Source organism: Mesorhizobium sp. CA16 (genome assembly GCF_020165175.1).
In the GTDB taxonomy this organism is placed as follows: Bacteria; Pseudomonadota; Alphaproteobacteria; order Rhizobiales; family Rhizobiaceae; genus Mesorhizobium.
The window spans coordinates 171,780-191,492 of sequence record NZ_JAIUHP010000008.1 but is presented as its reverse complement, the minus strand read 5'-3'; the positions used below and the strand labels follow the sequence as shown (position 1 = coordinate 191,492).

At 62.2% G+C, this 19,713-nt stretch carries 18 protein-coding genes and 1 pseudogene; 6 read left to right on the top strand and 13 right to left on the bottom strand.

The genetic code is table 11. From position 1 onward, the window contains the following. The first annotated feature begins 70 nt into the window (after positions 1-70). Positions 71-745, top strand: coding sequence for a class I SAM-dependent methyltransferase (locus tag LB525_RS14065; protein WP_411909021.1), 675 nt, complete (start codon positions 71-73; stop codon positions 743-745). A 105-nt stretch (positions 746-850) separates the two neighbouring features. Here the strand turns inward: LB525_RS14065 and LB525_RS14060 are convergent, their stop codons facing one another. The 4 genes from LB525_RS14060 to LB525_RS14045 form a co-directional block, all read right to left on the bottom strand. After that, on the bottom strand, positions 851-2,017 hold the full coding sequence (locus LB525_RS14060; protein WP_140846249.1) for a glycosyltransferase family protein: 1,167 nt from the start codon (positions 2,015-2,017) through the stop codon (positions 851-853). Then, a complete protein-coding gene (locus LB525_RS14055; protein ID WP_224523651.1) occupies positions 2,014-3,258 on the bottom strand; it encodes a glycosyltransferase in 1,245 nt (414 codons plus the stop codon). The genes LB525_RS14060 and LB525_RS14055 overlap by 4 nt, the downstream gene beginning before the upstream one ends. 1 nt (position 3,259) lies before the next feature. Then, positions 3,260-4,474 carry a glycosyltransferase family protein gene (locus LB525_RS14050; RefSeq protein WP_095765770.1) on the bottom strand — a complete coding sequence of 405 codons (1,215 nt, stop codon included), beginning with the start codon at positions 4,472-4,474 and terminating at the stop codon, positions 3,260-3,262. A gap of 161 nt (positions 4,475-4,635) precedes the next feature. Then, entirely contained in the window at positions 4,636-4,839 is a 204-nt protein-coding gene (locus LB525_RS14045) for a hypothetical protein (RefSeq protein ID WP_224545058.1), read from the bottom strand. A gap of 24 nt (positions 4,840-4,863) precedes the next feature. Between LB525_RS14045 and LB525_RS14040 the strand changes: the two genes are divergently transcribed. The 5 genes from LB525_RS14040 (at position 4,864) to LB525_RS14020 (ending at position 11,314) form a co-directional block, all read left to right on the top strand. Further along, a complete protein-coding gene (locus LB525_RS14040; RefSeq protein WP_224545057.1) occupies positions 4,864-5,550 on the top strand; it encodes a hypothetical protein in 687 nt (228 codons plus the stop codon). 7 nt (positions 5,551-5,557) lie between these two features. Then, positions 5,558-8,605, top strand: coding sequence for an OmpA family protein (locus LB525_RS14035; RefSeq protein ID WP_224545056.1), 3,048 nt, complete (start codon positions 5,558-5,560; stop codon positions 8,603-8,605). Between the two features lie 13 nt (positions 8,606-8,618). After that, entirely contained in the window at positions 8,619-9,113 is a 495-nt protein-coding gene (locus LB525_RS14030; protein WP_224545055.1) for a Rab family GTPase, read from the top strand. Between the two features lie 3 nt (positions 9,114-9,116). Further along, on the top strand, positions 9,117-10,181 hold the full coding sequence (locus LB525_RS14025; protein WP_224545054.1) for an adenylate/guanylate cyclase domain-containing protein: 1,065 nt from the start codon (positions 9,117-9,119) through the stop codon (positions 10,179-10,181). Positions 10,182-10,246: 65 nt separating this feature from the next. Further along, positions 10,247-11,314, top strand: coding sequence for a cyclic nucleotide-gated potassium channel (locus LB525_RS14020; protein WP_224523919.1), 1,068 nt, complete (start codon positions 10,247-10,249; stop codon positions 11,312-11,314). A 283-nt stretch (positions 11,315-11,597) separates the two neighbouring features. On the opposite strand, the gene LB525_RS28565 is transcribed toward LB525_RS14020, so the two are convergent. From LB525_RS28565 to LB525_RS13975, 9 genes and pseudogenes are all read right to left on the bottom strand, one after another. Beyond that, positions 11,598-12,020 (bottom strand): hypothetical protein, encoded by a 423-nt coding sequence (locus LB525_RS28565; protein ID WP_263492789.1) that lies wholly within the window; start codon positions 12,018-12,020, stop codon positions 11,598-11,600. Positions 12,021-12,282: 262 nt separating this feature from the next. After that, positions 12,283-12,495, bottom strand: a pseudogene (locus tag LB525_RS14010) (transposase); the annotation flags it as partial. A 119-nt stretch (positions 12,496-12,614) separates the two neighbouring features. Further along, complete coding sequence (locus LB525_RS14005; RefSeq protein ID WP_224545052.1) at positions 12,615-13,382, bottom strand: SDR family NAD(P)-dependent oxidoreductase; 768 nt, start codon at positions 13,380-13,382, stop codon at positions 12,615-12,617. Further along, the gene (locus tag LB525_RS14000) at positions 13,379-14,344 is read right to left on the bottom strand and encodes a carbohydrate kinase family protein (protein WP_224545051.1); all 966 of its coding nucleotides are present in this window, start codon (positions 14,342-14,344) and stop codon (positions 13,379-13,381) included. The genes LB525_RS14005 and LB525_RS14000 overlap by 4 nt, the downstream gene beginning before the upstream one ends. Before the next feature lie 21 nt (positions 14,345-14,365). Beyond that, positions 14,366-15,352, bottom strand: a complete 987-nt coding sequence (locus LB525_RS13995; RefSeq protein ID WP_224545050.1) for an ABC transporter permease — start codon at positions 15,350-15,352, stop codon at positions 14,366-14,368. Next, the gene (locus tag LB525_RS13990; RefSeq protein ID WP_224545049.1) at positions 15,349-16,380 is read right to left on the bottom strand and encodes an ABC transporter permease; all 1,032 of its coding nucleotides are present in this window, start codon (positions 16,378-16,380) and stop codon (positions 15,349-15,351) included. The genes LB525_RS13995 and LB525_RS13990 overlap by 4 nt, the downstream gene beginning before the upstream one ends. Beyond that, the gene (locus LB525_RS13985) at positions 16,377-17,870 is read right to left on the bottom strand and encodes a sugar ABC transporter ATP-binding protein (RefSeq protein ID WP_224545048.1); all 1,494 of its coding nucleotides are present in this window, start codon (positions 17,868-17,870) and stop codon (positions 16,377-16,379) included. The genes LB525_RS13990 and LB525_RS13985 overlap by 4 nt, the downstream gene beginning before the upstream one ends. Before the next feature lie 101 nt (positions 17,871-17,971). Continuing rightward, positions 17,972-18,973, bottom strand: a complete 1,002-nt coding sequence (locus LB525_RS13980) for a sugar ABC transporter substrate-binding protein (protein WP_224545047.1) — start codon at positions 18,971-18,973, stop codon at positions 17,972-17,974. A 70-nt stretch (positions 18,974-19,043) separates the two neighbouring features. Then, complete coding sequence (locus LB525_RS13975; RefSeq protein ID WP_095765789.1) at positions 19,044-19,703, bottom strand: L-fuculose-phosphate aldolase; 660 nt, start codon at positions 19,701-19,703, stop codon at positions 19,044-19,046. Positions 19,704-19,713 lie beyond the last annotated feature (10 nt).

The following is a 19,713-nucleotide window of genomic DNA, read 5'->3' as shown; positions in this document are numbered from 1 at the left end:
AAGCCTGCGAGGCGGCTTGGCGGGGCAAGATTGCGTTGTGTCGCCCGAAATCCCAACGTACAAGGCGAATATGATGGATGTCACGCAACCGCGCAATGCCGGCATGGACGGGCACGAGCAGGCCTTGGACCTCACGCGGGGAATTGCTGCCTATGTCAACCACCCTCTCGTGGCAGGGCTGGCGCGCGTCATCGCCAAACATCCGAAGGCCGACATCGCCAACGCCTTCAACCACAAGCAGGTGGCCTGCAAGATGTGGGCGCTTGACAGGCTGTTCGAAAGCTGCGGCGGGCGCTTCGGGCGCATATGGGTTCTGGGCGGATGGTACGGCATATTGCCGGCAATGCTTTTCAACGACCCCCGCTTCGATATTGCGGCAGTCGATAGCATCGACATCGATCCCGAAGTCGCGCCAGTTGCCCGGACCCTCAACCGGGAAGCCGGCGGCCGGTTCCGGGCGCTAACAGCAGATATGTACGCACTCGACTATGCGGCCGGGCCGTCCGATCTGATAGTCAACACGAGCTGCGAGCACATAGCCGATCTGCGTGCCTGGCTTGCCCTGCTTCCGCGGGGCACGAATGTACTGCTGCAATCAAATGACTATTTCAGCGAGCCGACGCACATCAACTGCGTGGCTTCACTTGCAGCTCTCGAAGCAATGGCGGCGCTGCGGGAGATACGATTCTCTGGCGAACTACCGACAAAAAATTATTCGCGCTTCATGCTAATTGGAACTGTTTGATGCATTTAGGACAACGACATGCATCAAAACAAAGACTTAAAGCGCGGCGCCTGAATCCGGTTCAGCGCGACGCGCTTTAGGCCCCACCATCTGCTTGATCATGTCCTATTCCGAGACCGGGCCCCATTTTAGGGACCGTGTTCGATGCCGCTCGCACAGGATTTGCGCCGAGTGACGCGCCCCTTCCAGATCGAGACGATGCGCCGACGGCCTCGGTGCCACAAGCGCCTGTTCGATCGCCTGCGCCAAACCTTCAGGCGTCAGGTCCTTTTCCATGAGCACCGTTGCAAGCCCGAGTTCTTCGAGCATCAGGGCGCGAACTGTTTGTTCGGTTTCCCCGCCGGCTGCAAACGGCACGAGCAGGGAGCGACAACCCGCGCGCAGGACATCGCAGACCGTGTTGTAACCCGCCTGCGAGACCGACAGGCGGGCACCGGTCAGCAAGCTGGCAAAATCCTCGCGGAAGCGGAAGATGGACAGGCCTGGCGGGGCATCGCGTGCGATCGCGTCAAACTCGTCTTTCGGCAGGTTGGGGCCGGTGATCAAACACCATTTCCAGCCATTGTTGGCATTCCGCGCCGCTGCGATGGTGGAACCGACAAGGCCCCTTCCGGCAGCCCCGCCGCCAACCGACACCAGAATGTCGAAGCGCTCGGTGGCCGCGGGCGATGGCGGCGCGGCAACGAGCCCTGTGTAGGTGACCTCGGCCCTGATTGCCCCAGCCAGCGGAAATGTCTTGTCGATGGTTGCGAAAGCCGGATCGCCGTGGACCATGACAAGGTCGAAATGCCTGTTGATGAGATCGACCGTTTCCTCATTTCGGCCCGGCTTGACGCGCTCCTGAAGGATATCACGGACGGACGTCACCAGCAGCGGCCTGGGCGACGTCGCGTCGATGGCCTCGATCAGCGGCAAGAGTTCGAAACGCATCTGCCGGCGTCCAAATGGAAACGCCTCGACAATGACGATATCAGGCCTGCAATCCAGGAATGCCTGCAGCAGCATTCCTGAACGCCGTTTCTTGAAATCATCGTCGATGGGTTTGCCCTGCAGGTCGACAAGTCCGGAAAATCCTTCATCACCGGAGGTGACGGGTGGCAGGGACACAGATTTTACACCCAGTCCTGGAAACCCCGCGATCGACGCTCCGCCAGTCACCACGGTTACGTCAAACCCGTCATCGACCAGCGCCGCCGCAATGCGGCTGGCGCGCGCGAGATGGCCGATACCGAGGAGGTGCTGGACATAGAAGAAAGCGCGCAGTCGCTTCATTCGGCGGCCCGCCACTCCCGCTCGAACAGTTCCTTGAGCTGTCCAATGCTAGCCATATGGTCGAAATTGCAGCGCACGCACTGCTCCGCGGCGTCGCCGAGGCGGGCGCGCAGCACGGGATCACGGATCAGGCGCTCCAGCGCCTCTGCCAGGGCAATTGGGTTTTCCGTCGGAACCAGCAGCCCGGTTTCATCCGGCGATAAAAGCTCCGGCACGCCGGAAATATCGGTCGACACGCAGGCAAGCCGCTGGCTGGCCGCCTCCACCAGGACATTCGGCAGACCGTCCCGGTCGCCATTTGCGGTGATCCTGCAGGCCAGGGCGAAGATGTCGGCGAACCGGTAGTGCTCAAGCACCTCCTCTTGCGCGAGCGCGCCCTTCCAGGAGACGCGTCCATCCAGTCCGAGCTTTTGCGCCAGCGCCTTGAGCCGTTCCAGTTCCTCGCCGCCGCCGATATGCTCGAAACGCCACGCCAAATCGCCAGGCAAGAGGGCAAGGGCCTCCAGCAAGGTATCGTAACCTTTCTTTGCAACGGCGCGCCCGACGCTCAGAATGATGACCGGTTCGTCCGGCGCCGAGCCGTCACGCTGTTTTCGCGCCTCGCCGAAACTGCCGAAGCGATCAAGGTCGAGCCCATGGTAGCTCAGATGCACGGACGAGTTGCCATTGGCGAGTTCGTTCAGACGGTCGAAGCCGGTTTTCGTGCAAGTGACCGTCCAGCGCGCCGAGGAAAGCTTGCCGGCCAGATCCCAGTCCGCCGAAGTCCAGATGTCCTTGGCATGGGCTGAGCAGCTCCAGGGCAGACTACGAAGCAGGCTGGCATAGCGCGTCACCGAGGCCGGCGTGTGCGCGAAATGTGCATGCAGCCATCCCGCGTCTTGCGGCCATTCGGCCGCCAGCACGAGCGCTTGCCCGAAGCGGCGCACGCGATTGCGCGTAAAGTCGCGGGGGATATCGGCAGCCAGCGATCCGAGCGCGCGCCAGAACCCCGGCCGCAGCAGATAGGCAAACAGCGAGCGAACCACGCGCAGCGGCTCGTGATGCAGATATTCCGGCAGATAATGGACGGGCGCTTTGATCTCGTCATGCACGGGGTGGCGTTTTGCGTCGGTCGGCCGCCTGAGCGCGACGAGTATCAGGTCGAATCCCGCGCGCTCCAGACCGAGCAGTTCCTGCGCGATGAAGGTTTCCGACAGCCGCGGATAGCCCTTCAGAACCACGACGATCTTGCGACGTTGCAACTCAGCTCATTCCCTCAATGACCGAAAGGTGAGGGCTGGCCCGCCGATCGAGCAGTTCTGCAACGATTTCGGAAATATGAGGCAGCCCTTCCAGCCTCAGATGCGGATTGCTCTGGGATGGGCGGGGCCGGTCCGGTAGCGCCACCAGTGCATCGGCAAACCGCTGGGAATCCTTGGCTTCGTCCGGCAAAAGCATCTCGATGAGGCCGAGTTCGGCTGCGCGCCGAGCGCGGATCAGTTGTTCCTGGCGGGGCTCGACGCGCGGCACGATCAGCGCCGGCTTGTCGAAAGACAGTATCTCGCAATAGGTGTTGTAACCACCCATTGCCACTACCGCCTTGGCGCCGGCAATCAGGTCTTCCATGCGGTTGTCGAACTCGATCATCTTGACGCAGGGGATCTTGGACCCCTTCTTGAGCAGCTTGTTGCGCTTGCGCGCCGGCATGTAAGGCCCAAGCACGATCAGCGCCCTATGCTGCAATTGCGGGTCCTGCTGATAGGCATCGATGACGTCGTGGATCAGTTCCGCGCCGTCACCGCCGCCCCCCGTGGTAACGAGGATATACTCGCCCTCGGGCCGGTGGCCGGGCAACTCGTTCCGCTGCAGGCTCCGTTGCAGGAAGCCGACGAACCGCATCTTTGCCCTGACAGCCGGCGGCACATCCAAGCCGGTCAACGGATCGTAGAAATCCGGCGGGCCATAGGCCCAGACCTTGTCGTAGAACAGGCCTATCTTGCGCATCACATCCCTGCGTGCCCACTCTGCTTCGAGCAGATGCGGCGCATCCATCACCTCGCGCAGGCCAAGCACGAGCGTGGTACCTCGCGTCTTGAGGTAGGACAGCGTGTCCTCGATCTCACCGCGCAGGCCGAGCGGTTCCTTGTCGACGATGAAGATTTCCGGCCGGAAGGTCTCGGCTGTGTGGCGGATGATCGACTGCCGCATCCTGAGCGTCTCATGCAGATCGATATCCTTTTCCAGCGAGGTGTATTCGCCGTTGCGCAACTTGATGACGCTGGGGATCTTCACGAAGTCGACACGGGCGCGATAGTCGAAGGCGCCGGCGATAGGCGCGCCTGAAATGATCAGCACCTGAAGTCCGCGGAAATCCTCGACCAGCGAATGCGCGATCGTCCGGCAGCGCTGCAAGTGGCCGAGCCCGAACGTGTCGTGGCTATACATGAGAATTCGAGCGTCTTGTACGTGCTGCGTCATTATTGAACGTCTTTCAGAATTCTCGCGTTGAGAGCCGGGGACGACCCGCTGGATTCGAAACCACCCTCGCGAGCCCACCGACCTGTTGTGAAACATGAGGGCAAAATTTTCAATTTGTATTCCTCAAGGGGTCCATATGCTGAAGCGGGAGCCGCACCCGCTCAGTTGCCCGCTTGCCACGGATCATGAAGAACCTGCACCATTCGCTGGTATTGATCATCCCCGATTGCCGGCTTGATCGCTGATAAGTCGCGGCCGCTTTTAAGATGGAATCGCTCCAACTTCCATTGCCACGTCGGTGACGTGGCGTTCGGCTGGGTCAAACCAACGGATTCCGTCTTGCGGGCTTGGTATTTGTCTGACATAGTTTACCATCTCCTAATGTTGCAGTGGGTAATTGGGGCACAGAAATGGCGAAGGAATCTTCGAGTGCCGCTTCTTCGGCAAGTAAAGCGGACGCAAATCTGATAGGTAATGCAGAGGGAAACGGGCTGAACTTCATGGCTTCCCAGGCTCGCGAGGGCGGGGCCGGCGGTGATGCTCCAGGTGTCGACAAGATACGCGATCTTTTGTTCGGCAATCAGATGCAGGACTACGACCGCCGTTTCTCCAAGCTTGAAGAGCGGTTCCTGCAACGCTTCAAGGATGTCGAGTCCGAAACCAAGCGCAATCTTGAAACCTACGAGTCGAATGCCAAGAAGCAGGTCGACTCGCTGGCGACGCAGTTGCGCAACGAAAAGGATGCGCGCGCCGAGGCCGACAAGGAGATCGACCGCAATCTTCGCGATCAAAACCAGGCGCTCGAAAAGCAGGTGCGCGCCTTGTCGGACCAATTGAGCGAGCTCGAGCGCGAATTCGCGGATCGCATGAGCAGAAGCGACCATTTGCTGCGCGAGGAAATCAAGCAGAAGAACGAAAGCGCTCAAATGCTGATGGAGAAGATCTTTTCCGATCTAAGCAACGTCAAGACTGACCGGAATCTTCTGGCCGGCCTGTTCGTCGAGGTCGCGAAATGTCTCAACCAGGATCCCGTCGGCAGCAAGGGCAATTCGGAGCGTGGCTGGAAAGTGAGTTGATCGGAACTTGACGTCGAGCGTCGAACCAATCAGCCTATCTCAAAGACAAGCTTCGAACGATACCGGTATTGATCGCGAGGCTTTGGCCCGCCTTTTGGTGGAAATTGCCCGGAACGTCGATCCGGACAACCGTGCCCTTTACGAAGGCGTTCCGGCCGCCGATCATCGGCTTGAAAGGCTCCGCCAACTGCTCGTCGGCGGCGAGATCTCGGAGCTGTCACGCGTTACGCACCTGCTCGACGAACCCGAGCAGCTTGCCGCCGCGGTGGGAAACGTTCTGCCCGAAGCAACGGCGCGCGCGTCCCATGCGCAACTCGGCGAGGCCCTTGCCCCGGCCGTCGAGAGAGCCGCGCAGCGGTCCATCCAAAAGAACCCGAACACGCTGACCGATATATTGTATCCGGTTTTTCTGCCGGCCATTCGCAAGTCGATCGGCGAAAAGATCGACCAGACCTTCCAGTCGTTGAATGAGTCTCTGAGGCATATATTCACTTGGCATGGGTTGAAGTGGAGGTTTGAAGCCTGGCGAACGGGGACAAGCTTCTCGGCAGTTGTTCTCAAGCATTCTCTTATCTATCGCGTGGAACATGTCTTTCTCATCAGTCGCGCTTCTGGGCTCCTGATTGCGCATGTAACATCCCAAGACGCAACCAGCGAAGACCCTCAACTGATTTCCTCGATGCTGAGCGCCATCCAGGATTTTGTGAAGGACTCTTTCAAAGAGAAGGAAAACAGTGGCCTCGACACCATCCGGTTTGGGGAACTTCGCCTCTGGTCGGAAGTCGGACAGTTTGCGACCCTGGTTGCGGTGATCCGGGGAAATCCTCCGGAGGAACTGCATGAAGTCATCCGCGACGTACTGCTTCGCATCCATCAAGAATCCTCGCGAGCCCTGGAGCGGTTCGACGGCGATAGTTCCCAGTTGCCCGGCGTGGAGACGCAGTTGCAGACCTGCGTCGAGCTGCAGCACATAGATACGAAAGAGGGATTTCCGTGGCTGGTGGTGACGGCGGTCCTGCTGGCATTGATCGTGGGGGGCGGCTGGTTCTTTCTGTCCTGGCAATCCGCACACCGCTGGCAGACCTACCTGTCGCGGCTGGCAGCCCAACCGGGTATCGTCGTTTCGGACCAAAAAATCCGTGGCGGCGAGTTCTATGTCGCCGGCCTGCGAGACCCGCTCGCCGCGGACCCACAGTCGCTGCTGCCGGGAACGGAGGTCGATCCCGCCCGCGTTCATTCAAACTGGCACTTCTATCAGAGCCTCGAGCCGGAATTCGTGCTGAAGCGGCTGTCGGCGTCGCTGGCGCCGCCGGATTCGGTACGACTCTCGGTCGTCGATGGTCGCATCGTTGCCGAGGGTGAGGCGACCACCACGTGGATCGACCGGGCGCGGGCCGCTGCCCAGCAGCTTTCGGCAGGCGGCCCAGTCTTCGACATTTCCGGGGTCAGCGATGTGAGCGCCGAGGAGCGCTGGCAGGCCTACGTGTCGCAACTGGAGACCCAGCCTGGCATCATCGTCGCCGATCACAACGTGCGCGACGGCCAATTCTACATTACAGGTCTGAGAGACCCGCTTGCCGCCGACCCAAGGTCGCTGTTGGCGGGAACGCAGGTCGATCCCGCGCGTGTTCATGCAAGCTGGCAATTCTACCAGAGCCTTGAGCCGCAGTTCGTGCTTAAACGGCTGACGGCCTCGCTTGCTCCGCCGGATTCGGTGCGGCTTTCAGTCGTCAATGATCGCATCGTTGCCGCGGGTGTAGCCACCACCGCGTGGATCAACCGGGCGCGCGCGGCCGCCCAGCAGCTTTCAGCCGGCGGCCCGGTCTTCGACATTTCCGGGGTCCGTGATGTGAGCCCCGAGGAGCGCTGGCAGGCCTATGTGTCGCGCCTGGAGGCGCAGCCCGGCATCATCGTCGCCCAAGAGAATGTGCGCGATGGCCAATTCTATATTGCCGGCCTGAGAGACCCGCTTGCCGTCGACCCGCAGTCGCTGCTGTCCGGGACACAGGTCGATCCCGCGCGCGTTCATGCCAGCTGGCAATTCTATCAGAGCCTTGAGCCGCAGTTCGTCTTGAAGCGGCTAACGGCGTCGCTGTATCCGATGGATAAAGTGCGACTTTCAATCGTCAAAGGTCGCATTGTTGCCGAGGGTGAGGCTCCCGACACCTGGATAGATCGGGCGCGCGCAGCGGCAAGACAGCTGTCAGAAGGCGGGCCGGAGTTCGACATCTCCAAGGTTCGTGATGTGAGCCCCGATGCACGCGCGGCGGAGCATTGGCAGTATTATGTGTCGCGACTTGAGGCTGAACCGGGAATCATCGTCGCTCAGCAATCGGCGAGGGGCGGAGATTTCTACATTTCCGGTCTGAGAGATCCTCTTGCCGTCGACCCAAAAGCTCTGCTGTCCGGAACACAGGTCGATCCCGCTCGCGTTCATTCACAGTGGCAATTCTATCAGAGTCTTGATCCGAAGTTCGTGGTGAAGCGGCTGACGGCGTCGCTGTCCCCGCCGAAATCGGTTCGGCTTTCGATCGTCCAAGGTCGCATCGTCGTTGTGGGCGAGGCACCTGCCGGCTGGATCAGCCGAGCGCGGGCCGCCGCCGACCAACTTTCGGCGGACGGAGTGGTTCTGGATGTCTCGCAGCTGAGCGAGCTAAACCTTGCAGAGCTTAATCAGTTGAGAGAGGCCATCCAGACGACCGATATTTTCTTCTCTTCCGGTAGAGTTGTCCCGGGACCGGAGCAGACGCCGGTGCTCGACAGACTGGCTGATCAGCTGAAGGAATTCGCAGAAAATGCCCACAAGGCAGGCGTGACGGCGCGGTTCATGTTGACCGGCCATTCGGACATAACGGGTCGCGAGACGGCCAACGCGTCGATCAGCGCCGCCCGCGCCGAGACAGTTCGCGCGCTTCTCAACAAGCGCGGCGTCGCTCCGGAACTCCTGCAGGTTCGGGGCGCCGGCACCTTCGAGCCGGCGGTGCCCGAAAATGAAAATAGCCGAACTGGGAACTCCACCAATCGCCGGGTTTCGGTTACGGTGAACCTAGAGTAGCGCGGAGCCCAGGATGCTGCAAAAAAAGATCTGCATGTTGGGCGGGTTCGCCGTCGGCAAGACCAGCTTGGTGCGCAGGTTCGTCCAAAGCATCTTCTCGGAAAACTACCTGACTACGGTCGGCGTCAAGATCGACAAGAAGAGCGTCGCGTTTCCGGACAAGACAGTGGACCTGATCTTGTGGGATCTGGCCGGCGAAGACGATATCGGCTCGTTCCGCGTCAGCTATGTGCGAGGCGCGACCGGGCTCGTGCTGGTCGCCGATGGAACCCGGCCAGCCACTCTTGCGGTGGCGCTCACGCTGCGCGAACGGTGCGAGGCCGAATTCGGCGCCATGCCGTTCATATTGCTGTGCAACAAGTCCGACCTGACTGATCGGTGGGCGGTACCGGAGGGCGAGATCGACGAACTCAAGCAACGTGGATGGCAGATCTATCTGACGAGCGCGCTTTCGGGCGAACATGTCGACGATGCGTTTCGTCAGCTTGCTTCGATGGTCGCCAACTAGACCATGTCCAGTTTGCCGAAAGAAGTCAGAAGCTGGATATACGACTTCTTCTCGAATGAGCGCTTCGCAGCTTATCTGATGATCGATACCCGGCAATGCATAGAAGCCAAGGGCGGCAATCTCGACTTTTACGGGCTCTCGTCGCTTCGCCTCGGCGAGCCCGTTGCCCAGCAGCTTGAATTCATGGAAGGGCTGCTGCCTTGCCCCGAGCTTCCATTCCATATGCCTATGATGGAACTGCCCGGCGGGCATGTCGCGGACCTTCACTTCTTTGGCGATGGCGACTCGGTGTGGCTGGTCTTTCTCGACGCCACGCCCGAACGCGACCACCAGCAGCGGCTTCAGCAGAAGGCATACGAAATGACGCTTCTGCAGGAGAGGGAGCGTCAACTCAATGCGAAGCTGCAATCGACGAATGAGGCATTGAGGGAGAGCCAGGAGGGTTTGTCGCGCGAGTACCGGCGCGCCGAATCCCTGCTCCTTAACATTCTTCCGGCCTCGATCGCGGAGCGGCTGAAGGCGGACGAGCAAATTGCAGACAACCACGCGGAGGTCAGTGTGCTCTTTGCCGACATCGTCGGTTTTACGGAAAGAGCGCGGAGCGTCGGAGCCACGACGACGCTCGCTATCTTGAATTACTTCTTCAGGGCTGCGGATCTGCTCTCGGAACAGCATGGCTGCGAAAAGATCAAGACCATCGGCGATTGCGTCATGGCGGTCGCTGGCCTGCCCGTCGCGCGACCAGATCACGCGCACGCCCTTGCACATTATGCGCTCGAGCTGCGGGAGGCGGCCAGGTGCGAGCGCTTCGCAGGAGAACCGCTAAGCCTTAGAATTGGAATTCACTCAGGGCCAATCGTCGCGGGCGTCATCGGCAAAAGGCGGTTCGTCTATGACCTGTGGGGCGACACCGTCAATCTCGCCGCGCGCATTCAAAAAGCCGCAGAGCCCGATGAAATCCGTATTTCGGATGCGACTCATCAATTGCTTGGGCCGGAATTTGCTTGCGAGCCGCTCGGGGAAACGGAATTGCGTGGCACAGGTCGCGTGCGAATGTGGCGGCTCTAGGCACCTTTACGCTTGCCTCGAAGGCATCCTATTTTGGAGGGCAGCAGCCACTCGCGGGCATAGAAATGTCGGTACTGCCTTTTGTAAGAATTTACGCGCCGCTCAACGCGGTGCTGGCTGCGCCTGGGCTTCTGGCGGTGGCTGGGCTCACGATACCGGACATGTCCGGACGAAGCAGGCTGGCTCTGGCTGTGGTGCTCGCTGTCATTTGGGGCGCCTATCTCCTGCAAATGGCCGCGACGCTGCTCAAGCGCCAGGCGGTAGACGCTAGGGACAGGACGCCGGCAATCGCCATCGATGTGCTCGCGGTCTTGGTTCCACTCGCCGCATTTCTGCTCGTTGGCACGCCCGACCGGAGCCTCTACTGTGCTGTCTGGCTCCTGAAACCGCTGCGCGACTCGACTTTCTTCCCGGTGCTGGGCAGGGTGCTGGCCAACGAAGCGCGCAACCTGATCGGCGTTACCACGCTCTTCGGCGTCGTTCTGTTCGGTGTCGCTCTCGCGGGCTATGTCATCGAGCGCGATATCCAACCGGAAAAGTTCGGCAGCATCCCCCAGGCAATGTGGTGGGCGGTGGTCACGCTGTCCACCACCGGCTATGGCGACGCTATTCCGCAAAGCTTCGCTGGCCGTGTCCTTGCTGGGGCTGTCATGATGAGTGGCATCGGCATCTTCGCCCTCTGGGCAGGCATTCTTGCCACCGGCTTCTATCAAGAAGTCCGTCGCGGGGACTTTGTCCGTAATTGGCAATTGGTCGCCGCCGTGCCGTTGTTTCAGAAGCTCGGACCGGCCGTGCTGGTCGAGATCGTGCGCGCGTTAAGACCTCGCACCGTGCCGGCGGGCGCCGTGATCTGCCGCAATGGCGAGAGCGGTGACCAGATGTTCTTCGTCGTGGAGGGGCGCGTCAGCGTCGCAACACCGAATCCGGTGGAGCTTGGCCCTGGCGCCTTCTTCGGCGAGATGGCGCTGATCAGCGGCGAACCGCGTATGGCGACCGTCAGCGCCGCAACGGCGGTCTCACTGCTATCGCTGCACTCGTCGGATTTCCAGATGCTATGCGGCAGCAGCCCGGAGATCGCGGAAATCATCCGCAAGACCGCGCTCGAGCGGCGCGGCGCGGCGCCGATGCCTTGACGGTACTACGAGGTACAACTGCGGGACATGTCCATTCCGGCCCCGAATTTCGACCTGGGTAAGGGCGCCGGTTTTTTCGCCATGAGCGTAGACCTCGGTGCGTGTCGGGAAGAAGCTGGTCGGCTGCGTTGTCTCCCTGTTAAAGATTGCCGCCCTGGATCAGAGCTGGAGGGCTCAAATGAGTTCGCCCCTGGTGGCTATGGGTATTGCCTTGCCGATTACCCAAAAAAGGCGAGTTTCGACCGATGGCGATGTATCAAGTTTCTGGCGCAACGGGATGTCTTCAGGACACCGCGACGCGGGTGGTCTTTTCAGTATAGCGAGGCGGTACTCGGCCGTGGAGGGCGTACGACAGCGACATGACCGCGTCCACCCGAACAATTGAGGTAGCAATGCAGCCGGCCAGATCCTCGATCTTGGGCATTAACACTACAGTTGCGGATATCCGCGCCGTTTGTAGTGACAGATGGATGCCGCGGCCTGATGTCGTCGTCGCCACAGCGACCAGGCGATGATGAAGGGCTTTTGTGTCGGTGGGAAGATGAGGATCCGGGCGAGGAGATAGCGGATCTCGGGGACGCTCGGAACGAGCGCAGTCATCCGAATCAGGCGGCGATTGACCCTTTGGACTCGTTTCGTTCGGTTTGCTCCATGCGCTGCGGCGAAGATCGGCCGATAGTTTGGACAGGAACGCCAGGGCGGTCATGCATAGGCTCATGTGGCGATGCCATCCGTGCCAGGACCGAGCCTCGCAATGATCAAGTCCGAGATCATCCTTGGCGCGCTCAAAGCACTCCTCGACCGCCCAGCGCAGGCCGGCCGCTGCCACCAATTCGGCCAAGGAGGAACCGGGCGGGGCGAAGACCAGGTAGTAGGCTTTTTCTCCGGATGTCGATCGCTTGCGGCGGACGAGAAGCCAATGCTCGAAGCCGCCTTTTGACGTCCAGGGGCGGCGGATGCGTGCCCAGTCGCAGCCGGTCAATCTCGAGTTGCTCCGGCTTCATCTGCCCGTGGCGGGGAAACGCATGCTGCGGATCCGTCGACAGATCGCGCACCCATTTGCGCAGCACGTTCTCGTGGACATCGAGGTCGCGGGCAGCCTGGGCCACCGCAACGCCCCGATCCTTGATCAATCTCACCGCCTCAAGTTTGAACTCGCGGCTGAACTTTCTTCTTTGCATTCCCACTCTCCAGTTCCGTCAAACACCTTATCTCGGTGTCCACGAAACCGGCAGCAGGCCAAACGGCGGCTCTGCGCCAAGAAGTGGGCTTGGCGATCGCGCGGCCACCGAGCGAGCGGTCAGTGATAGTAAATGCCGCCGTCGACGTTGAGCGCCTGGCCGGTGACAAAGGCCGAGAGATCGGAGGCGAAAAACAGCGCCGGTCCGACGATATCTTCCGGCGCGCCGAGGCGCTTCAGCGCCGCGACCTCCTCCCAATGGCGGATCGCCGCTTCGCTGCCCAGATTGTTCTTGCCCATCTCGGTCAGGATGATGCCGGGGCAGATCGCGTTGACGGTGACGCCGTCCATGCCGACTTCCTGCGCCAGGACACGGGTGAGCGTGATCACCACCGCCTTGGTCGCGGCGTAGTGGCCCTGTGTCGGCACGCCCTGCCGGCCGGCGATCGAGGCGATGTTGATCACCCTGCCCGACTTCCTGGCGCGCATATGCGGCAGCACCGCCTGGCACATCATCAGCACGCCCTTGGCGTTGACGTCGAAATGCGCGTCCCAATTGGCCTCGTCGAGATCCTGGAGCAGGCTGGGCTTCAGGATGCCGGCATTGTTGACCAGCACGTCGATGCTGCCCGCAGCCTTTAGCAGCGCCTGCGCGGTCGCCTCGATATCCTTCTTCTTGCTGACGTTCATCGTGTAGACATAGGCCTTGCGGCCGGCCGCCTCGATCTCGCCCTTGGTCACGTCGAGCTCCGCCGCCTGCGAGGGCAGGTCGGTGATGGCGACGTCGAAGCCCGCTTCGGCGAGCCCCTTCGCGAGCGCCCTGCCGATGCCGCGGCTGGCGCCGGTGACGAGAGCCGTCTTGCCCTTGGCTTCGGGGAGAATGGTCATGCTGCTTCCACCTTTGATGTCTTGACCGGGAGCGAGTTCATCGCCGCGATCGTGTCGTCGAACGAAACGAGTTTGCCGTCGGAGCCGAGCCCCATCGCCACCTTGGCGGCGACGGCGCTGGCAAAGCGTGCGGACTGCCTCAGGTCCCAGCCCTTGACGATGCCGACGATGATGCCGGCGGTGAAGGAATCGCCGCAGCCCGTGGTGTCGAACACGTCGACCTCGAAGGCGGGCAGATGGAAATCCTCGCCATGCTCGGGCGAGACATGCACACCGTGGGCGCCGAGCGTGAGGATGCAGTTCTTGACGCCCCTCGCCTTGAAGAAGGCGGCGACGCGGGCCGGATCGCGGTCATGCGCCATCTCGCCGGCTTCGTCGATGCTGGGCACGAAATAGTCGATGTAAGGAAGGCACGGCTCGACCAGCTTCCAGGTCTCCGGCGTCGCTTGGATCAGATCGAAGGTAGTGACGCGGCCAAGCTTCTTGGCGCGCTTCAAAAGCTTGACGGTCGGCTCGCCGTCGAAGCGCTTCAGGAGGCCGGTGCCGCCGACATGGACGACGCTCGCGTCGAGCGCCGCGTCGAGATCGGCATCGGCGACCTCGAATAGGGTCGCGGTGCCGGGCACATGCAGAGCCGGCCGCTCGCCGTTCGGCCGCACGGGCAGGATGGTGGAAGACGTCTGGACGCTGCCGTCGCGGCGGACAAGGCTCGTCTCTAGACCGTATTTCTTGAGCTTGGCGAGGAACCAGTCGCCCATATCGTCGGTGCCAAGCGTGGTGACGGCTCGCGTCTTCAGACCGAGGATGGCGCAGTCCATGCCGGTCGCGCCCGCCGTGCCGGCGACGGTCATGCGGATCTCCTCGATATAGTCGGCCCGGCCGCCTTCGGGGATGCGCGAGACCGGCCGCCCGAGAATGTCGAGGACATAGAAGCCGATCGAGCTGACGTCGAATTGTGGCATGGTTGACTTAACCTTTCGAGTTCAATGAGCGGCGCGGCGCAGGCCGAAGCTCGCGGCCAGCACCAGGAAGACGAGCACGCCGATGCCGACCTGCTGCCAGTAGAAATTCCAGCCGACAAGCAGCAGCCCGTTCTTGACGATGGCGAGCAGCAGCACGCCAAGCAGCGTGCCGATGACCGAGGGCTTGCGCTCGCGGCTCAGCGTCGTGCCGATGAAGGTGGCGCCGATCGCATCGAGCAGGAAGGCGTTGCCGGAGAGCGGCACGTAGGACTTCACGGTCGCCGAGAGCAGGATGCCGGTGACGCCGGCAAGCAGCGCGCACAAAACATGCACCATCGACAATTCACGCGGCACGCGGATGCCGGAATACCAGGCTACGCCGGGCTGCGCGCCCATGGCCTGCACGTAGCGGCCGAACACCGAGCGATGCAGCAGGACATGAACCGCGACGACGAGGAGGATCAGCACAATGACCGGGGTCGGTATCCCGAACAAAGCGGTGCGGGCGATGGCGTTGAACTGGTCTGCTGCATACCCGCTGGTGAGATAGATCGGCTGGCCGCCGCTGGTGGCGAGCTGCTGCGTGCTCTGGCCGATGAAGAGCACGCCGAGCGTCGCCAGGAAGGGGCTGATGTTGAGCCTGGTGATGAGGATCGCATTCAGCACGCCGACGATCAGCGCGGCGCCGAGCCCGCCCGCGACGCCAACGATGTCGCTGTAGCCGGCGGCCAGAAGCATGACGAAGATCATGCTTGCCATGTCGACCGAGACGCCGACCGACAGATCGATGCCACCCGACGAGATGACAATGGTGAGACCCAGCGCCACGATCGCCAGCATGACGACGTTGTTGACCAGCACGTTGAAGAGGTTAGCCGGCGTCAGGAAGGTCGGGCTCGCCACCGAAAAGAAGATGACGATGGCCGCGAAGGCGATGAGCACGCTGTATTTGGCGAGGAAGCCGCGCAGGCTCGCCTTGGCTGCGTTGTCGTTGGCCGAGACGCTCATCGCGAACCCTCCGAACCGCGGGCAAAGGATGTGATGGCCACCACCAGCAGGATCAGCGCGCCCTGCACGCCGTTGACCCAGTAGCTGGAGACGTTGAGCAGCTGGAAGCCGTTCGCGAGCAGGCCGATGAACAGCACGCTGAGCAGCGTGCCGCCCATGGTCGGCACGAAGCGGCGGGAGAAGACGGTGCCGAGCAGCGCGGCCGCCAGCACCGACAGGAGCAGCTCGCCGGAGCCAGGCGTGCTGGCCGACAGGCGCGAGACGGTGAGGATGCTCGCCACCGCCGCGCAGAAGCCGCTGAGAACATAGGTGAATGACACGTAGAACGGCACGCTGATGCCAGCCGCGCGCGCCGCCTCGGGATGGCCGCCGACCGCGTAGAGCCTGAGACCGAACGACGTGCCGTGGACGACCACGATCATAACAGCGGAGAAGACGATCAACGCCCAGGCAAGCGCGGAGATGCCGAGGAAGCTGCCCGACACCAGCACGCCGAGCAGCGGGGAGGATGCGCCGACGACCGTGTTCTGAGTGAGCGTGAGTTCCATGCCGGCCGCCACATTGAGCACGGCAAGCGTTGCGAGCAGCGGCAGGATGCCGAGGCCGACCACGGCAAGGGCATTCAGCGCGCCGACCGCCATGCCGACAGCGATCGCCGCGAGCACCGAGAGGAAATCGCCATAGCCCATCGACAGAAGCGTGGCATAGACCGCCGCGCACAACCCCATATTGGCGGCGATCGAAAGGTCGATGCCGCCTTCGGTGACATCGGAGCCGCCGCCGATGATGACGGCCGTCATGCCATAGGCGAGCACGCCCAGGATCGCCGACTGCTCGACGACGTTGATCAGGTTGAAGGTCGAGGTGAAGCCCGGCGCGAAGATCACGAAATAGGCCATGATCGCGGCGAAGGCGGCTATCGCGCCAAGCCGCACGACGAGCGCGCCAAAGCGGCGGCCGGCGCTCTTGGCGGCTGTCTGCTTTTCGTCGGAAACGCCGACTTCGGTGTGGAGAACGCTCGCGTTCATGCGGCCACTCCATCGATGTTCGGGCGCGCGCCGGACGAAGCCGCGAGCAACGCGTCGCTGTTCATCGCGGGACCGGAGAAGCTGCCGGCAAGCCTGCCGCGATAGACGACAAGCACGCGGTCGCAGACGCCGACCAGTTCCAGCAGGTCGGAGGACAGAAGCAGGATCGCCGCGCCCTCACCCGCCAGGCGGTTCAACAGATTGTAGATCTCCACCTTGGCGCCGACATCGACGGCGACCGTCGGCTCGTCCAACACATAGACGCGCGACTGGCAGCTCAGCCATTTGGCGATCGCCACCTTCTGCTGATTGCCGCCGGAAAGCTCGCGCACCAGCGCGTCGCGATGCGGCGTCTTGATCGACAGTTCCTTGATCAGGCCGTCCACCGCCTGGTTCTCAGCGCCACGGCTGACCATGCCGCTGCGCGAATAGCGGCGCAGGCTGGCCAAGGAGATGTTCTCGCGCACGGACAGACCAAGCGCCACGCCATGCGCACGGCGATCTTCCGGCAGCATGGCGATGCCATCGCGCACGGCCTTGACCGGCGTGGACAGCGACAGCTCCCTGCCCTCGACCTTGACTTGGCCGCCATCGGCAGTCTTGAGGCCGAACAGGCACTGGACGATCTCCTTGGCGCCGGAGCCGAGCAGCCCGGTGAGGCCGACGATCTCGCCGGCGCGCACATTGAAGCCGATGTTCTCGAAACTGCCGCCTAGGCGGAGGTTGGAAACCTCCAGCACCGGCGCGCCTAAAGTGACCGAGCGCTTCGGGAACATCTCGCCGACATCACGGGCAATCATCATCGCGATGATCTCGTCGATCGGCGTCTGGCGCGGATCGACTGTGCCGACATCGGTGCCGTTGCGCATCACGGTGACGCGGTCGCAGAGCTTTTCGATCTCCTGCATGTAGTGGGAAATGAACACCACGGCGATGCCGTCGTCGCGCAGCCGGCGCAGCACGTCGAACAGGCTGTCGACCTCGCGCTTTACGAGCGCCGCCGTCGGCTCGTCCAGCACCAGCACCGACGCCTTCTGCGCCAGCGCCCGGGTGATCTGCACCACCTTCTGCTGCGCCGTGGTGAGGTCCTTGACGAGGGTTCCGGCCGGCAGTTCCATGCCGAAGAAGCGCTTCAACAGATCAGCGGCGCGGCGCTCCATGGCACGGCGGCTGACGAATGGACCGAGGCCGATTTCGTGGCCGAGGAAGACGGCTTCGCCGACGGTCGCGGTCGGCACCAGAAGCCTGTCCTGATGGATGAAGTGCACGCCGAGCTTTTCGACCGACGCTGGTGTCAGCGAGGTAATGACCTCGCCATTGATGACGATCGTGCCGCTGTCCGGCTTGATGATGCCGGCCAGCACCTTGATGATGGTCGACTTGCCGGCGCCGTTCTGGCCGACAAGGCCGAGGATCGAGCCGCGCGCGATCTCAAGGTTCGCGTTTTCCAGCGCGCGCACCGGACCGAACCGTTTCGATATGCCCGTCATCGATACAGCAATTTCTCTTGTTGCTGTCTGCATGGCCGTCAATCCTGGTTGGCTGTGACGGGCGGCCGCATAGGCGCGGCTGCCCGTCGTTCCGTTCCGTCCTATTGAACGCCAGCCTTCTCGGCGGCGTCGAGGAACGGCTTTCCTTTTTCGGCGGCGTTTTCCTTGTTGATCAGCACCGAAGGCACGAAAGTGAACGGCGGCACCTTTTGGCCGGCCAGATATTTGGCGGCGTTGTCGACCGAGGTCTTGCCGATCTCATAGGGCTGCTGAGCCGCGACCGCGCCGGCCGACGACTTCGGGTCCATCACCATCTTGATGACTTCCGGGCTGCCGTCGATTCCGTAGGTCTTGACCTCGTTGCGGCCGGCGGCTTCGACCGCCTGCGTGGCGCCGATCTGCGGCACGTCCCAGCACGCCCAAACCGCGCCGATCGACCCCTTCTCGGGCGACTTGGTCAGCATGTCGGTGACATTGGAATAGGCGCTCTGCACCGTGTTCGGGATGACGTCGCGCAGTTCCGGCTCGATGATCTTCACATCCGGGAACGAGGTCAGCACGTATTTCAGCTGGTCGTAGCGGATCTTGCAGACTGGCACGCTGTAGAAGCCGTTGAAGACCAGCACATTGCCCTTGCCGCCCATGTCGGCGACCATCTGCAGCGCGATCTCGGCGCCGATATTGTAGTTGTTCGACGTGGTGTTGTTGATGGCGTGCGGCGTCGCGGTGTCGACCGTGAACAGCGGAATGCCGGCGTCGCGGATCTTCTGCAGCCAAGGGTTCAGCACTTCGAGGTTGCCGAGCTGCTCGATGATGGCGTCGGGCTTCTGGGCGATCAGCGTCTGCAGCTGCGCGATCTGCTGCTGGTCCTTGCGGCCGGCATCGAGCGCGATGACTTCACCGCCGAGTTCCTTGACGCGGTCCTGGATGCCGCGGAACGCCATCAGGTCCCAATAGTGGTCCGTGCCGATGGCGGAGACACCGATGCGCTTGCCCTTGAGCGACAGCTCCTCGGCACTCGCGCCGGAGACGGCGGCAACGCTGCAAGCCGCCGCTAATCCAAAAGCGAGCGCCTTGACGAGGCCTTTCATGGATCTGGTCATTTTCATTCCTCCCTTGTTGATCGCTCCGGGCCTTCCCGGAGGATATGCGAAACTGTGAAATTGCTGCCCCTCAAGCAGCGGCGTCATTGTCGCGCAGGCCGTAGCTCGCCATGCGCTTGATGACGTTTTCGATCTCCTCGTCGGACAGGATCGGCGGCTCGCCGATCTGCAGGGCGCCGTGATACTGGCGCGCCAGCGTCTCGACCTCGACCGCCAGCCACATCGCCTGGGCGAGGCTCGATCCGACGGCGATCATGCCGTGCTGGGCAAGCAGGCAGGCCTTGCGGTCGCGCAGCGCCTCCACCGCATGCGCCGAAAGCTCCGCCGTGCCGAAGGTGGCGTAGGGCGCGCAGCGTATGTCGCTGCCGCCGGCAACCGCGACCATGTAATGGATCGCCGGTATCTTCCGGCCCATGATGGCGATGGTCGTGCAGTAGGTCGGATGCGCGTGAACGACGGCGTTGACCTCGGGCCTGGCCTTCATGATGTCGAGATGGAAGCGCCATTCGCTGGACGGTGGCAGGCGTCCGTCGACCTCGCCGTCCCAGCCCATGAAGACGATGTCTTCCGGCTGCAGCGTGTCATAGGGCGTGCTGGTCGGCGAGATCAGCATGCCCTCGCCATGGCGCCGGCTGATGTTGCCTGACGTGCCCTGGTTGATCCCCAGCGCGTTCATCTCGATGCAGGCATCGATGATGGCCCGGCGCGCCTCGAGGTCCGAAAGGGTCATGCGGTATTCC

Excerpts from the sequence above, each read along its gene's own strand:
- LB525_RS13995 (WP_224545050.1), bottom strand. The coding sequence starts at position 15,352 with ATGAGCGTCTCGGCCAACGACAACGCAGCCAAGGCGAGCCTGCGCGGC.
- LB525_RS14025 (WP_224545054.1), top strand. The coding sequence starts at position 9,117 with ATGTCCAGTTTGCCGAAAGAAGTCAGAAGCTGGATATACGACTTCTTC.
- LB525_RS14045 (WP_224545058.1), bottom strand. The coding sequence starts at position 4,839 with ATGTCAGACAAATACCAAGCCCGCAAGACGGAATCCGTTGGTTTGACC.
- LB525_RS14050 (WP_095765770.1), bottom strand. The coding sequence starts at position 4,474 with ATGACGCAGCACGTACAAGACGCTCGAATTCTCATGTATAGCCACGAC.
- LB525_RS14030 (WP_224545055.1), top strand. The coding sequence starts at position 8,619 with ATGCTGCAAAAAAAGATCTGCATGTTGGGCGGGTTCGCCGTCGGCAAG.
- LB525_RS14005 (WP_224545052.1), bottom strand. The coding sequence starts at position 13,382 with ATGACCATTCTCCCCGAAGCCAAGGGCAAGACGGCTCTCGTCACCGGC.
- LB525_RS14060 (WP_140846249.1), bottom strand. The coding sequence starts at position 2,017 with ATGAAGCGACTGCGCGCTTTCTTCTATGTCCAGCACCTCCTCGGTATC.
- LB525_RS28565 (WP_263492789.1), bottom strand. The coding sequence starts at position 12,020 with ATGACCGCCCTGGCGTTCCTGTCCAAACTATCGGCCGATCTTCGCCGC.
- LB525_RS13985 (WP_224545048.1), bottom strand. The coding sequence starts at position 17,870 with ATGACGGGCATATCGAAACGGTTCGGTCCGGTGCGCGCGCTGGAAAAC.
- LB525_RS14020 (WP_224523919.1), top strand. The coding sequence starts at position 10,247 with ATGTCGGTACTGCCTTTTGTAAGAATTTACGCGCCGCTCAACGCGGTG.
- LB525_RS14000 (WP_224545051.1), bottom strand. The coding sequence starts at position 14,344 with ATGCCACAATTCGACGTCAGCTCGATCGGCTTCTATGTCCTCGACATT.
- LB525_RS13990 (WP_224545049.1), bottom strand. The coding sequence starts at position 16,380 with ATGAACGCGAGCGTTCTCCACACCGAAGTCGGCGTTTCCGACGAAAAG.
- LB525_RS14065 (WP_411909021.1), top strand. The coding sequence starts at position 71 with ATGATGGATGTCACGCAACCGCGCAATGCCGGCATGGACGGGCACGAG.
- LB525_RS13975 (WP_095765789.1), bottom strand. The coding sequence starts at position 19,703 with ATGACCCTTTCGGACCTCGAGGCGCGCCGGGCCATCATCGATGCCTGC.
- LB525_RS13980 (WP_224545047.1), bottom strand. The coding sequence starts at position 18,973 with ATGACCAGATCCATGAAAGGCCTCGTCAAGGCGCTCGCTTTTGGATTA.